Consider the following 13,801-nt stretch of genomic DNA (forward strand, 5'->3'; position numbering starts at 1 on the left):
CGACGACCTGCTGCACGCCCGGCTCACCGACGGCGACAGTCCGGTCCAGTCCGGTGAGCACCTCGCCACCGGTGGACGGTGCATCACCGTCCACCCCGGCCCGGACGGCACGGTGTCCACCCTGCCGGTCGCTCTCCCGTCCACGACCGGGTCCGGTCCGCATCCGGACACCGCCGCTCCTGTAATCCGCCCGCGCGCTGGACCCGACATCCCGACAACGGCCACGCCGGACGGCGCCCGCCTGGAGCCACCCTTTCTGCCGCCATAAGCCCGCCCGCGGCGCCGCGCGGCCGCCCGCGTCGCGACCCGCTGTCCTTCGTCCCATGACCATCCTGCGTCCCGTGACCGTCTGTCGTCCCGGGACCGGCCCGCACCGAGGTGACCGATGTACCTGGCCGATGAATCCCCGGTAAAACTGATCACCGACGGCGGTTGGTGGCGCATCACCCACCACCCGACCACCGGGATCTACACCGCGGACGCATTCCCCCGCACCGGCAACTGGTTCGCCACCAACACCTCCACCAATCCCAACACCGCGCCCAACCCGCTGCTGCGCGTCCACGCCGTCACCGCCTGGCAGCTGGAGGAGAAACTCGGCTTCGCGCTGCCCGCCGCCGCGCACGAGATCCTGCGGGAACTCGCCGTCGCCCACCAGCCCTACCCCGACCCGACCGCGGCCAGCACCGACGACCCGGTCGTGCCCGTCGGGCTCCGCCCGTCCCGGGCCAGCAGGGTCGACCTCGCCGGGGAACGCGCCGACACCTACGGCCGGCTCCTGCACGCCGCCGCCCCGCCACGTACCTGGACCGACGGCCGGTTCCAGATCGACATCGTCGACGCCGTCCCGGTCCGCGTCGCCGACCAGACCCGCTACCAGCTTGGCTACCGCATCTGGCACGACCAGAGCATCGTCATCGCCGCCGACGACATCACCATGCCGATCACCGGCGATCCCCGCACCGACGACACCCTGCGCGCCATCGTCGACCTCACCATCCATGCCAAATACGATGATCTCACCCCCCGCCAGCGCGACATCCTCGACGAGCACGGCGAGACCCTGACCGCGGCCCTCGACCCACCCGACGCCCCCTACCCGACCGGCAGCCGCGTCACCATCGACGCCGCCGACGGGCAGGCACCCACCACCGGGATCATCACCGGCACCGTCACCGCCCCCGACGGTGCGATCATCGACTACCTGTGGCGGCCCGACCTCGCAGCCCTCCCCGGTCACCCCTGGCAGGCCCATCCCGACCGGGTCATGGCCAGCCCCGCCCACCGGGTCCAAGCCACCCTCGCCCCCGCCGACACCGGCCTGACCCGCCCGAGCCGACCCGCCGTGCTCAGCTTCGGCGCCCGGATCCGCACCATCGACGACCCCGCGTTCACCGCCGGCACCATCCTGCGGGCCTTCCGCACCGACAGCGCCGACAACCCCAACAATCCCGACAACGCCACCGTCTATGAGATCCAACCCGACGATCCCGACCTGCCCCCGGCCCGGCTGCCCGCCACCGACGTCATCCCGATCGCGGGCACCGCCTGGCCCGACCTGAACAGCCTCCTGGACGCCCGCGACCGGGCCAGGATCCCGCTGCACGACGGGGAAATCCTCACCACCATCCGGGAGTCCACCAACGTCGCGGTCGGACTGTCCGGGCCGATCGCGGTCTATCCCCTACGCCGGGCCACCTCCCGGGATCCCGTCCTCGACCCCGCCGCCCTCGACCGAGACGTCGCCGGCTACCGAACCCCGCCGTACGGGCCGCGGACCGGCGACAGCCCCGTCGCGATCGAGCCGCACGGCGGCATCACCCGCATCCGCGACCCCCGCCACGGCATCCTCGACATCCCCACCGACCTGTTCACCACCGCCCGCACCTGGCCCGCCCCGGCGCTCGCCGTCGCCGCCGCGCACCGCCGACCCCGCTACTTCCTCGAAGGCGACGAATCCCCGATCACGCTGGCCGCCCTGGTCTGCGCCCATTCCCCCGACCTGCTCCACCACCCCGACACCCCGGCCCTCAACCGGCCGACCCCGACCACCGAGCTCGACCTGTGACCACCCCACCACCACCACCGGCCCGGACGCCCCGGCTGACCGTCTGCCGGCTGCACCCCGCCGGCGTCGTCCTCGACATCCCCCTCGCCGCCCCCGCCGGCTCGCAGGTCCATGCCGGCACCTTCTGGCGCGACCCGACCGCCCCGACCGGCTGGCTCCGCGGCGACTGGCAACCCGGCCCCGACGGCCGCGGCCTGCGCCCTCATCTGATCGAACCCGGCGACGTGGTCGGCTTCGCCGCCTTCGGACCGGCCGCCCGCCCGCCGACGCCCGCCCTGGGCAACCCGTGGCAGCCCCCCGACCGGCGGCAGCAGGCACCCGAACCCGCGGTGAAAGTCGCCGAATGGTGGGGCTACATCCACGCCATCGAAGCCGATGCCCTGCTCCTGCACGGCCCCCACCCCGACGCGCACACCGCCTACGCCACCGCCCAGCAGACCCTCCTCGCCCGCGCCCACCAGCTCGCCGCCACCACACCACCATCCGCCGGCGGCGGCGGGCCGGTGCCCGTCGAACCCGCCCAGGCACCCGCCGCCGTCACCGCGACCTGGCACGGCGCCACCGCCACCATCGGCGACCCCCATCACGGCTGGCTCCACGTCCGCACCGACGACCTCACCGCCGCCATGCGGCTGCGTGACAGCGACCTGCGCCGCCGGCTTCGCCCGCACCTCTCCACCCTGACCGGCGACGAAGCGCCCATCACCCTCGCCGCGCTCGCCGCCCAGCACATCCCCGACCAGCTCCCCGACCTCCTCACCAGCCCACAACCCGCCGCGGCCGAGACGGGTCCACGGTCGCTGAACCGGCCAGGCGACATCCCACCCGGAGCTGTCAGCCCGCACGGTCACACAACCGGCCGGCACCCGTCCGGACCGCCGCCATCCACCCTCGACGATCCCGATCTTTCCGGCCCGCCGACCGCACCGTCGCCACCCTTACCGCCGTTCCCAGAGGGACTGTGATGACCAACCCCCTGCCCGCCTGGGACACCACCGTCCTGGACACCGCCACCATCATCGACATCCCCGACCGGCTCCCCGAGCAGCCCGACCCGCACCTGCGACTCGCGCTCGCCGCGATGACCAGCCAGGCCGCCGGCCACCCCGACACAACCATCCGGGTCGCCCGCCTAGCCCACGCCGGCATCGTCGCGATCCGCACCAGCATCGGCTGCTTCGAGATCCGTGAACTCCTCGACGGCTGGCTGCTGGTCCACCATCCCGGCGACCCCGACCCCACCGACCTCGCCGCCGCCGCGCTGCTGCGCGCCCGCCGCCTCGCCCGCACCCGCCTCGCCCGCACCCGCCTCGCCCGCACCCGTGTCGCCGACAGCGGAAACGGCACGTGAACAGCCGGCCAACCCACCCCGACCCGGCCACCCTCCTCAGCCGCCGCGTCAGGGAGTTCCTCGACACCCACCGCGACGACCGTGCCCAGCCCGACGCCGTCGGTGCCCGCTCCCCCTGGCCGGGCCGACCCTCCCGCGGCCCGACCGTTCGCCACGATCGCACCCAGGGCATTCCTCCCCGCCCGGTCTCCCTGTGGCCCGAACACACCCCCGAAACGGTCACCGACCGCCGGCGTCAGGGCGTGGCCACGCTCGCCGACCTTCGCCAGCTGACCCCACCGGCTCCACCAGCCGTCGGCATCCCGATCCAGGTGCTGATCACAGCCCTGATAGAGGCCGCGCCCGCCGTGCACGACCAGCCACCCCGCCGGCAACACACCGTCCTCGACGAGACCGCGGCCCGCCACCACCTCGATCCCGACGAGTTCGCCAGCCTCGCCGGCGACGTCGGCACCGTGATCGCCCGCGCCCGCCCACCGAGTGGACCGCAGGCCACCCGCGGCAAAGCCAGCCTCAACGCCCTACACGCCGCGAACCTCCCCTGCGCCACCGAAACCGCCCTCGCCCGCGCCCACCTGCGCTGGGCCGCCACCATCGCCACCCCGGACCTGCCCCGCCTGTGGATGACCATCAACGGCATCACCAACGGGATCCCCGCCCCGGTCATGCTCACCGTGCCCGCCACCACCCACGGCCCCATTGCCACCATCCAACCCACCCGCGACGACCTGATCGGCTGGTACGGCATCCGCGACGCCGTCCACCACCTCGACGCCACCGTCCACGCCGCCGCCGACGGACGACGCTGGGTCACCACCGCCACGCCTGGGCGGGAAAACGTGCTGCTCGCCCTGGGCCTGCTCGATCTCACCCACCCGGCCGCCGCCGCCGAACTCGCCCGCACCGGGCCCACCCACCTGCACCTGGCCGATATCCGCAGCCTGCTCGACCGCCTGCCCACACCGGCCGGCCCGGCCGATCTCAGCGACGCCGCACTCAAGGCCGTCAGCGACCGCAACCACTGGCTGATCGGCACCCCGGACGAACGCACCCACCGCGAACTCGTCGAACGCCACCTGCCCACCGCCCTCGACGACACCGTCCGCGCCCGCCTCGCCGCCGGCGACACCACCACGCTGGCCGCCGCATTACACGCGGTCGCCCCCACCGACACCGACCTCGACCGGCATGTCTGGCGCACCGAACCCCGCGCGCTCGACGCCGTCCACACCCGCCAACTCCTCAACGAAACCTCCCGCGAAGCCCTCGAACGCTTCGCCGACTGGCAGATCCACCCCCACCCCAGCCGCGCCGCCGCACTCGCCGCCCGCTTCCCCGACCGGGCCATCCGCCGCGGCCTCGCGCTCACCCCCGACCAGCTCACCCGTCCCGACCTCGACATCGCCGCATCCGTCCCCGCCGCACCAGCCGCACCAGCCGCCGAGATCCCCCGACCATCCGTCGGCCCGGAACTCTGACCCGCTGTCCCGCGACCCACGGAGCCCGCCATGCAACCGCTCACCCTCGACGAGATCCGCCGGCTCCCCGCCGTCGTCGACCTCATGACCGCCGCCCGCGCCTTCGGCCTCGGTCGGACCCTCGCCTACGAACTGGCCCGCCGCGGCGACTTCCCCTGCGAAGTCCACCGCATCGGCCGCCTCTACCGCATCAAAACCAGCAACCTCCTCCACACCCTCGACCCGTCACACCACACAGCACCGGTCGGCAATCCCTAACGATCATCTCGATGAAGGCCCGAAAGGGCCAATTCAGCCAGTCCAGAACCGGTTCACGAGCGCCCTCGACCGAGCCACCGACGCCGACGCCGACGCCCGGCGCACGTCAATCCGATGACGGCCGCCACGCACAGTCGTCATCCCCCACGCACGACGTACCGCATGGACTGAAATTCGACATCCAGATCCGGTGGCCTCGCCACGGGCACTCGCCGCCGACGTCCGGTCGGGTAGGACAACCTCCCCGTCCTCCGCGCCGAGCCCTCCGGAGTGGAGAACAGCTGAGCGTCGCTGAGGACACCGAGGAACTGGCTGGTGCGTCGTCATGCGTGCCGATCGGTAGGGCCAACCATGCAGACCACGGTCGATGCAAACCAGTCCGCCCACCGAGGTTGCGGTACACTCATGCGCCCTGCAGCTGGCTCCCACTCCATCGAGGACTACCACGACAGTCGGGTGAGCACGGCCATATCGACAGGAGTGATCTTGAGACAATGCAGGGGAAGGCTTCTGGTGGGGTGGACAACTTCCAGCCACTCCAGTCCGCCGTGCTCTGTCAAGCATCGGGGGGCGGCAGGCAGGTAGCGGAGATTGAAGCCGGCGAAATAAGGGGTGTCGGCGTCGCGAGTGTCTTCCCCGTGGAGATGAGTGGACCAGGGATCGATCTCGCGTGCTTTCCAGTGGGCGATGACGGCGGACGCCGCTCGGTGCAGCGGGCTGGTAGCGGACCACCGATTACATAAGTACTTGTCGATGGCGCGATCGGTTACAATAGCGTCATCGAGAGTCAGGCGTTCGAGCTGAATGGCTCCTACCGACATCGCCTCGAGGAGTTGTTCTCGGACGAATAACGGAATCCACTGGTCCAACCCGTCGAACTCGGGGATCATCGCTTCACGTGGAGCACGTCCAGCCGTTGGATCGGATTGTATGCCATGGAGACGCTCGAGTGCGCTCGTCAGCGGTTCGCCTCGCTCCCACAGCAGCACGTCTCGTAAGCCATCCCGTCCAGGGTTGTAGACCACCTGGAAACCCCTCCGTCGACCAAAGAGCGGCGTCCGGAACAGAGAGTAGGCGTTCTTGCCCTGGGATTGCAGGTGCACGGTCATCGTCGCCCAGTCCCACGTCGTGTCGTGGTCGATGACTAGATCGATGTCATGCGGTTCAAGTGCTCCTCGAGCGAACGACCCAAACACGTACACCTGACTAATCAAGAGCACCGGCCATTGATCACGGTGAGTGTCGAGGTTCCGAAGCATCTCGTCCAGCAGAGCAGCTGCCCGCTCCCGCTTCACTGTGTAGCTTCCAGTCCATGGCCATCAGGCTGTGTGATCATAGCGATCGACCATCCATGCGGAATTCTAACATATCGGAGGACCTTGCTTCTCGGCGCAGGGTGGCACCTTCGGTCCGCGTCGGCCGTCCAGCCTCTCGACGCACAAGCGCACCGAGCGTCAGCGCTTGCAATAATCGACACATGGTGAGCATAGACTCGCTCACTTTCCCATTTCACCACGCGGTCGGCGCACGATCGACGTTACCGGATCCTGCCGAGAAATGATGACTATGGAACGCAATGTCGTTCTCGTCGTCATCGACGCCGTGGACGGACTGCTGGGCCAGCACGGACAATGGCGTGACCCGAACTGGGAACAGATCATCCACACTCTCCCGGCGCACACAACGGCCTGTCCCGTCTCCTCCTCACCGCCCGGCGGACGTCCGACGGCCTGTACCGGGTGCATGCCGAAACGGTGCCGCCGCTGCCACCGCGGGAATCGGTCCTGCTCGCCCGTCACCTGCCGACCGTCGGCAGCCTCATGCAAGGGCACACCACGCTCCCGCCCGCCACGGTGAAAGCGACGGTCGGCGCGCTGCTCACCCGCGCCGCCGGTAACCCCACCGCTCTCCTCGCCGAGGAGCGGGAACTCGCCCGCACGGACGGCGGTAACATCACTCGGATTCACGCCGATTCCGCCGGCCCGGTCACCCCCGACTACCGGGCACTTCTCGACCGCTGGATCCTCGACACAGTCTGAGGGCCGGCCGCGAGCCCAGTCGAGGCACCCGGATCCGATCCGGCCGCCCCCGGAAGCGACGGCGATTACCCCAGTGGACCGAACCTCAACAGGGGCCTCCAACAGCGCGTCCACGCACCGAACCCGAATGCCGTACGACAAGCAGGCGAGCACAGATCAACTCGACTTCCGTGGCCAGAGTGGCCAATACGCGCCTGCCATCTCTTCGAAGCCCTTGCCCATGTCTCGTTCCGGCCTTCATCCCTCACGACCGTTCCGGCAGAAAATTCTCGATATCTTGGGCGTCAACACCACTTGATCGTGCGGTCGAAAAATCAGCTCGATCCACGAGTCCCCATATCGGAAGACCAGGTATCTCACTTCGCGATGAGAGCAAGATGGCGAGAAATCTCCTGAAGGCTCGAACGGTTTTCGGCCGAAGCATCCAAGATGGAAGAAAGTACCATACCTAAAGGACCCGCACGGCAGAATAGCCGTCGTCGGGCTTCAACGGTAGCAGTTAGGATGGCGTAAGTCTCTGCCCCCTCGTACGCCGGCTGACCTTCGACGGCAAAGTACAGGGTAGCGGCTAACTCCCAGAGATCGCTGGAAGGTGTGCCACTAGATCCACGAATTCTCTCTGGAGCAATATATCCGGGCGTGCCTAGCAACTCACCTGTTCCGGTGAGGGTGGTCGATAAATCGGAGGAAGCGATTCCAAAATCAGTCAAGCGGACTCGTCCGTCTCTCTGAACCAGGATTGATGTCGGTGTTAAATTCCTATGGATGATCCCCGCGGAGTGGATAGCATGCAATGCATCGGAAATCGTTAGTCCAATGGCAGCAACCTCGGCTGGTGTCAAGGGGCCGTCGAGGCGGACGATGTCCGCAAGAGTATTTCCATCGATCATTTCAAAGATGATCCAGTATCGATTGGCCTCCGCCGCGAAGTCGAAGACTGAAACAACTGCGCCATCGTGAACCCGATTGTGGGCCCGTACCCCGTGCAGCAGGTGTTCCAGCACCACGTCGCGGTTACGACGATCGACCGGCAGGCGGATTTCCTTGATTGACACCGGACGCTGTACCTTTTCGTCTTCCCCTCTCCAGACTATGTTTCCCCCTTCCCTGCGGAGAGGTTCTCCTAACCTATACCGCCCAGCGATGACCCGGGTTTCGCCGGTCGATCTCCTGCTAGGAGGAAGATTACTTGTGCTGCGCAGCCCAGGAAATTCCGGTTCGGTCGCCGGTGGCAAAGAGCCGGGTAGGGTGAGAGTACCAGGGAATGCGGGTTCTGCGGTTGGTTTTGCGCGCCCCCTGACAACGATCGCGATCTGCCCGAGAAGCCGTTCCCGGGCATCTTCTGGCGAAAGTTCGAAAAGGTCAAAAGATACCACACCACCAAGAATTCCGGGACGGTGACAATTCTCAATCCTGATGGGCACAAGCTTACGCACAAGTCCACGAGGATCATCGCGGAGTGCCGCCTCCCACTCCTGCTGGCCATACACTGAGCGGAGATATGCACGCGAAAAAAGTGCGATTGTCCGAGCAGCCCGACGTAGGCCATCATCCATCCGACGGGTCCAATGTGAGCCCGGGACGAAATCCCATGCCTGGACTAGGATTTCATATCCCGCATCCTCTAGCTGCCACGCGATCCACTCGGCCCACTGGCGGTCTTCTGTTGTATAGGAGATAAAGAAATCCCAATGTTCATCGCCAGCAGCACGAGGGAAGCTTCGGTCCCGAGGCGGCTCAGCGCTGGATCCTCGATCGATCGGTCCTCCAAGCTCCACCCGTCAAGTTTGCCACGCTGCGATCCTGACCTACGACGAGCGAGCCGTGCCGGCGTTGCTGCGGCCACGGCCGCAGCAACAGCATGATCCGCATGCCCTACGTTCGCGGCTTCCAACGGTGCCGCTTGTACACGTGAACCGAGTGAGAACACGGCCGACCTTAAAGATCACTTCTGTATTTCCGCTACTTACCGTTACGACTTTCAATGATGATCAGCGTCTCCGGTGCTGCCATGGTGCTGCCGAACGGATCAGACCAGGCCAACCCGCGACGGGACAGAGCAACATGGATCAAGACAGCAGGCCCACTCTGGCCAGCTGAAATAACACAGCGCAACAGTCAATGGCACGTCGCAACATCACGGGGGCGGCTCTCATAATCCGTCGGTCGTGGGTTCGAGTCCCACCCGCCCCACACCCGCTGACCTGCACGAACAGGTCGCAGAGATCGCAATAAAGATCCATAAATGACCCTGGTGTTGCCAGGGTGTTGCCATTGCGACAGCAACCAAATTTCACACTTTCGATCACGGTTACAGACCGTGCCCGAAGAAGATCGACACGGTGTACCACCCCTGGACCAAGGCGATCTCCAGACCAGTACCGGCATACACGGCGAAGCAGGCCGGTAACGACAAGAGGAGAAAGCAGGCGATGACCCGGTACGCCTACAACCCCACCCGGCGTGCGCTCGTCGTCTCCTGGGCCACCGGCGCCGGCGATGACACCACCGATGATGACACCATCACCGACGAGCTCGCCGAAGAACGCACCACCACCACATTCCTCGACCAGATGCGCGCGGAAGCAGCCTCACGACGCGCCGACCGACTCTAACGCCGGCTGACCCCGCACCCAAGTCTCCCATCAGTGAGCCACAAGATTTATCACATGTGGCGCACTGACTCCTTGAGGCCGCCGACAACTGGTTCGGCGTTCCTGTCCAACAGGTGGAAGGGCTGGTCACGATGGCCGCACGGAAAGCACTGCGCTTCGCGGTCGCAGTCGGCAGCGACAACGTCGGACCCGACACCATCGATCTAGTCCACGACGAGGTGACCCGCCTCGCCCGCGCCTACCCCGTGAGTCCCCTTTCGACGATCCTCGGCGATCTCGTTGACCTCCAGGAAGCCACGTTTCGACTGCTGGAGGCCCGGCAGGTCTCAGCAACCAATCGGAGCTTGTACCTGTTGGCCGGTGCGGTGTCCGGGATGCTCGCGAAGGCATCACACGACGTCGGGCAGCCACAAGCCGCGATGACGCAGGCCCGCACCGCCTACATCTGCGCGGACAACGCCGGGCATGACGGCCTCAAGATCTGGACCCGCGGACTCCAATCGATGATCGCCTACTGGGCCGGTCGTCACCGCGAAGCCGTGCAGTACGCCGAGTTGGGCGCCGAGTTGGGCGCCGAACCCGCGCAACGGGTCCACGGGACGGCCACGACGTGGCTTCTCGCCCAAGAGGCCCGGAGCTGGGCGCCGCGGAGCAGGCCGAAAGCGCGATCAGCCGTGCCGACGAGGCCCGGGAACGCATCGAGCCCGACGAGCTGGACGAGTTCGGCGGCATCCTGACCTTCACCCGACCGCGGCAGCTCTACTACGCCGCCGATGCCCGCATCTGGGTGGACGGCGCCTACCTCCGCGCGGAGGAAACCGCCACCGAGGCGATCGCCGCATACGAACACGCCACCGTCGACGAACGATCCTTCAGCGACGAGGCCGGAGCCCGCGCCGACCAGGCCTTGGCCCGGCTCACCGGCGGGAACCTCGAAGGCGCCGTCGAGGCGCTGCGCCCCGTCCTCGACCTGCCCACCGACCAGCGCATCGCCGGGATCATCGCCAGCGCCAACCGGGTACACACCGCGCTACGTTCGGGACCGGCCGCGGAGACCACCGCGGCACGTGACCTTCAACAGGAGATCGAAGCGTTCTCCGCCGTCTCGGCCGCCGCCGCGCTTCGATAAGGTCAGCCGGGTGTACCCGGTGCGGATCGACGGCGACGGCCTGTGCTTGCGAGAGTTCACCGAGGACGACATAGACGCGCTACTTGCCGTCTACGGCGACCCCACCGTCACCCGGCACATGAGCTTCGAGCCACGTAACCGCGACCAGGTCGCCGCCACGATCGCCATGGCCATCCGGACATCCACCATCGAACCCCGGGTCGAATACTCCCTTGCCGTCGCGATCCCCGACACCCACCTGATGATCGGGTTCGGCCGGCTTGCCATCGACAGTGGCCACCCCGCCCAACGCAGCGCCCAAATCGGGTTCGCGCTCCGCGCCGATCAGTGGGGCCGCGGCTACGGCGCGGAAACGGTCCGGCTCCTGCACCGCCTCGGCTTTGCCGAACTCGGGATGCACCGCATCTGGGGTGCCCGCTCCCCCGACAACACCGTCTCCGACCGGCTCATGCGCAAACTCGGCATGATCGAAGAAGGACGTATCCGCGGACACGTCCTCGTCCGCGATGCCTGGCGTGACTCCATCGTCCATTCCATCCTCGAAGACGAATGGACACCCAGCACGCACACAGACGCCGCCAGTCAGAGCACCGTCACAACCTGACCGGCTACAGCACCGGCAAGACCGATCATAAGCCCGCGAGTTGCCGAATTATCCGGTTTTAGATCAAGGTGCGGCACGGGCCGCGCCGCGCGACGGCTGCGCGTGGCGCTGGCGCGCCATGCTCGCCGGGTGCGTCGCTGGCCGAGTCCGCGAGATCACCAACAGGCTGTTCCTCCGGCCGTTGACGTCTATGAACGGATGGTGATCGCCGAGCGTCCTGCTGCAGCGCGACCATCGGGTACAGTGTCCACCTGCTAAGAAGTAGAAGGTCATGGCGAATTTTTTGTCGAGTTTAGGTATCTATCCGATCAGGATACCGTCGTTAATGCATGTCTCCGCGCAGCAAAGCGTCGCGCTCACATTCTCGACATACGCTGGCGGAGCGAAAAGCTGGATAAGCGTCATTATCTCATCGAAGTCATCGGAAATACGAGGCAACTCAGCCTGTTCCAAATGAAGCTTGAGAGAGACCTTCCGGAGATTGCCGAGGGAGCAATGACGGAGGTCGGCCCTGCGGTAGCACGACGGTTGGGAACAGGATTCGCAGACCTATTCATGCGTGTCCGAGATATGAGCCATGAGGGAATGTTCATCCTCAGGCCCAAACGCGAGACCACATACTTCTTTCTGCCCTATGACTGCACGTGCCTGAACGCGCCGATTCTAGTACTACAGCCACAGTGATCTCTATGTGGCTGCGACGGGCGTGGCGGATGCTCGAGCGGCACGTATCCGCCGGAGAAAGTGGTAGTAGCTCGCCCGCTCTTGGTGGCGTCGACGCCAGTCCGACCAGCGTCGAGTGACACTGAAAGGGATGGCCTTCTGCCAGACCTGGACAATAATATGACGGATCTCATTGAGGGTAAATGTGATCATCTTGCTCCTGCTCGGCGCGGGCGGATCGGCGATCGGAATACTGCCGTCGGGTTCGCGGACGTAGCCGGTTGCGGTGGTCACCCGTTCCTTTGGCGGCCTATTCTTCTCACGACTCTTGGCCACGGTGACGGCGAGCCATGCGTGGGCGAACATGGACAGTGTTATGTGCCTGTACCAGGCACGGTAGAGCCGGACTTGGTAATGGTCCAGAGCGACTTCGTTCTTTCCGGACTGGAAACATTCCTCCACATTCCACCGGCGACCAACGACCGTGACCAGGGCCGCCAGCGGAACAGGCTGGGGAGTATGGGTCAGGTAGAACGCCAGCTCCTTTTTCTCGCCGCGGGAACGCCGGACGAGAACCTGGCGCGGCCGGCCGGCGAGGCCGGCGGCGTCGGCGGTCTCGACCAGCGCCCAGTCGTAGAGCCGTGGCCCTTTCGAGCCGTCAGCACAGGAATACGTCTCCCACGCCGTGTCAGGCACCATGGCAGCGAGGGCGTCGACCCGGAATCGGCCTTGCGCCGTGGAGACCTCGGTATTCGTAGCGACGGCCAGAACATAGCCAATCTCGTGATCCTCGAGCCAGGTCCGGAGCTCCGGGGAGCGGCCGTAGACCTCGTCGCCGGCGACCCAGCCCAGCTGGGGATGGGCCTCGTGGAACCGGCGGACCATGACCAGCGCCAGCTCCGTCTTCGTCGCGAATGCGACGTAGTCCGGGATGCCCGCCTCCCGACACCGTTCCCGGTCGTCCGTCCACTTCTCCGGCAGATACAGCTCGCGGTCGACATACGCCCGCCCCCGGCCGGACGCATAGACGGCGAAGACACCCACCTGACAATTCTCGATTCGCCCCGCGGTCCCGCTGTACTGACGTTGGACGCCCGCTGATGCACGTCCTTTCTTGATGAATCCCGTCTCGTCCAAGACGAGTACTCCGTCGGGCTCGAACAGGTGGTCGATGACATACGATCGGATGACGTTACGTACGCCGTCGGCGTCCCAGACGTATTCATTCAGCAGGCGCTGCATCTTCTGCGGCCCCCGGTCCTTGGCGTGCTCGGCGAGCGTCCACCCGTTCTTACGCTCGTTCCTCGACAACAGCCCGTCCAGGTAGGCCCACGCCTGCACTCTCGGCTGGTCACCGGGAAAACAGTGCGCGACACGGCCGAACAGCTCTGCAAGCCCGGCCTCCCATTCCGTGACGTTGTCCAGGGTTACGCTGTCAGTCGCGGCCACCGCGTCTTCCTCGTTTTTCTTCACAGAGCCGAGAAATCACGCGGTGGCAGCCCGCGCATCGCGCCACGCCGACGAGCCGGAAAGAGACCACACGGCGATCACTGTGGCTGTAGTACTAACGGGGCTTCGCCCCAGCCCGACGAGGCG

Annotated in this window: 13 protein-coding genes and 1 pseudogene; 10 read left to right on the top strand and 4 right to left on the bottom strand. The window is 66.6% G+C overall.

The annotated features are described in order from the left end of the window. From U9979_RS11495 to U9979_RS11520, 6 genes and pseudogenes are all read left to right on the top strand, one after another. Positions 1-268: pseudogene (locus tag U9979_RS11495) on the top strand (hypothetical protein); the annotation flags it as partial. Positions 269-385: 117 nt separating this feature from the next. Then, on the top strand, positions 386-2,068 hold the full coding sequence (locus U9979_RS11500) for a hypothetical protein (RefSeq protein ID WP_322779377.1): 1,683 nt from the start codon (positions 386-388) through the stop codon (positions 2,066-2,068). Next, positions 2,065-3,033, top strand: a complete 969-nt coding sequence (locus U9979_RS11505) for a hypothetical protein (RefSeq protein WP_322779378.1) — start codon at positions 2,065-2,067, stop codon at positions 3,031-3,033. Before U9979_RS11500 ends, U9979_RS11505 begins: the two co-directional genes overlap by 4 nt. Then, positions 3,033-3,419 carry a hypothetical protein gene (locus U9979_RS11510; protein ID WP_322779379.1) on the top strand — a complete coding sequence of 129 codons (387 nt, stop codon included), beginning with the start codon at positions 3,033-3,035 and terminating at the stop codon, positions 3,417-3,419. The genes U9979_RS11505 and U9979_RS11510 overlap by 1 nt, the downstream gene beginning before the upstream one ends. Next, a complete protein-coding gene (locus U9979_RS11515) occupies positions 3,416-4,897 on the top strand; it encodes a hypothetical protein (protein WP_322779380.1) in 1,482 nt (493 codons plus the stop codon). Before U9979_RS11510 ends, U9979_RS11515 begins: the two co-directional genes overlap by 4 nt. A gap of 30 nt (positions 4,898-4,927) precedes the next feature. Further along, the gene (locus U9979_RS11520; RefSeq protein ID WP_322779381.1) at positions 4,928-5,155 is read left to right on the top strand and encodes a DNA-binding protein; all 228 of its coding nucleotides are present in this window, start codon (positions 4,928-4,930) and stop codon (positions 5,153-5,155) included. A gap of 440 nt (positions 5,156-5,595) precedes the next feature. Here the strand turns inward: U9979_RS11520 and U9979_RS11525 are convergent, their stop codons facing one another. Further along, positions 5,596-6,450 (bottom strand): nucleotidyltransferase domain-containing protein, encoded by an 855-nt coding sequence (locus tag U9979_RS11525; protein WP_322779382.1) that lies wholly within the window; start codon positions 6,448-6,450, stop codon positions 5,596-5,598. Positions 6,451-6,894: 444 nt separating this feature from the next. Between U9979_RS11525 and U9979_RS11530 the strand changes: the two genes are divergently transcribed. After that, entirely contained in the window at positions 6,895-7,194 is a 300-nt protein-coding gene (locus U9979_RS11530; protein WP_322779383.1) for a hypothetical protein, read from the top strand. 356 nt (positions 7,195-7,550) lie between these two features. Here the strand turns inward: U9979_RS11530 and U9979_RS11535 are convergent, their stop codons facing one another. Then, entirely contained in the window at positions 7,551-8,972 is a 1,422-nt protein-coding gene (locus tag U9979_RS11535; protein ID WP_322779384.1) for a TIR domain-containing protein, read from the bottom strand. Positions 8,973-9,536: 564 nt separating this feature from the next. Between U9979_RS11535 and U9979_RS11540 the strand changes: the two genes are divergently transcribed. Next, the gene (locus U9979_RS11540) at positions 9,537-9,809 is read left to right on the top strand and encodes a hypothetical protein (RefSeq protein ID WP_322770177.1); all 273 of its coding nucleotides are present in this window, start codon (positions 9,537-9,539) and stop codon (positions 9,807-9,809) included. Between the two features lie 389 nt (positions 9,810-10,198). Here U9979_RS11540 and U9979_RS11545 read toward each other — a convergent pair whose 3' ends face one another. Further along, positions 10,199-10,405, bottom strand: coding sequence for a hypothetical protein (locus U9979_RS11545; protein ID WP_322779385.1), 207 nt, complete (start codon positions 10,403-10,405; stop codon positions 10,199-10,201). Between the two features lie 14 nt (positions 10,406-10,419). Here U9979_RS11545 and U9979_RS11550 point away from each other — a divergent pair, with 14 nt between their 5' ends. Continuing rightward, positions 10,420-10,938 (top strand): hypothetical protein, encoded by a 519-nt coding sequence (locus tag U9979_RS11550; protein WP_322779386.1) that lies wholly within the window; start codon positions 10,420-10,422, stop codon positions 10,936-10,938. 19 nt (positions 10,939-10,957) lie between these two features. Then, positions 10,958-11,542, top strand: a complete 585-nt coding sequence (locus U9979_RS11555; protein WP_322779387.1) for a GNAT family protein — start codon at positions 10,958-10,960, stop codon at positions 11,540-11,542. 687 nt (positions 11,543-12,229) lie between these two features. On the opposite strand, the gene U9979_RS11560 is transcribed toward U9979_RS11555, so the two are convergent. After that, positions 12,230-13,630 (bottom strand): IS701 family transposase, encoded by a 1,401-nt coding sequence (locus tag U9979_RS11560; RefSeq protein ID WP_322779388.1) that lies wholly within the window; start codon positions 13,628-13,630, stop codon positions 12,230-12,232. Between the last annotated feature and the right edge of the window lie 171 nt (positions 13,631-13,801).

Source organism: Protofrankia sp. Cas4, from assembly GCF_963555915.1.
Lineage (GTDB): Bacteria > Actinomycetota > Actinomycetes > Frankiales > Frankiaceae > Protofrankia.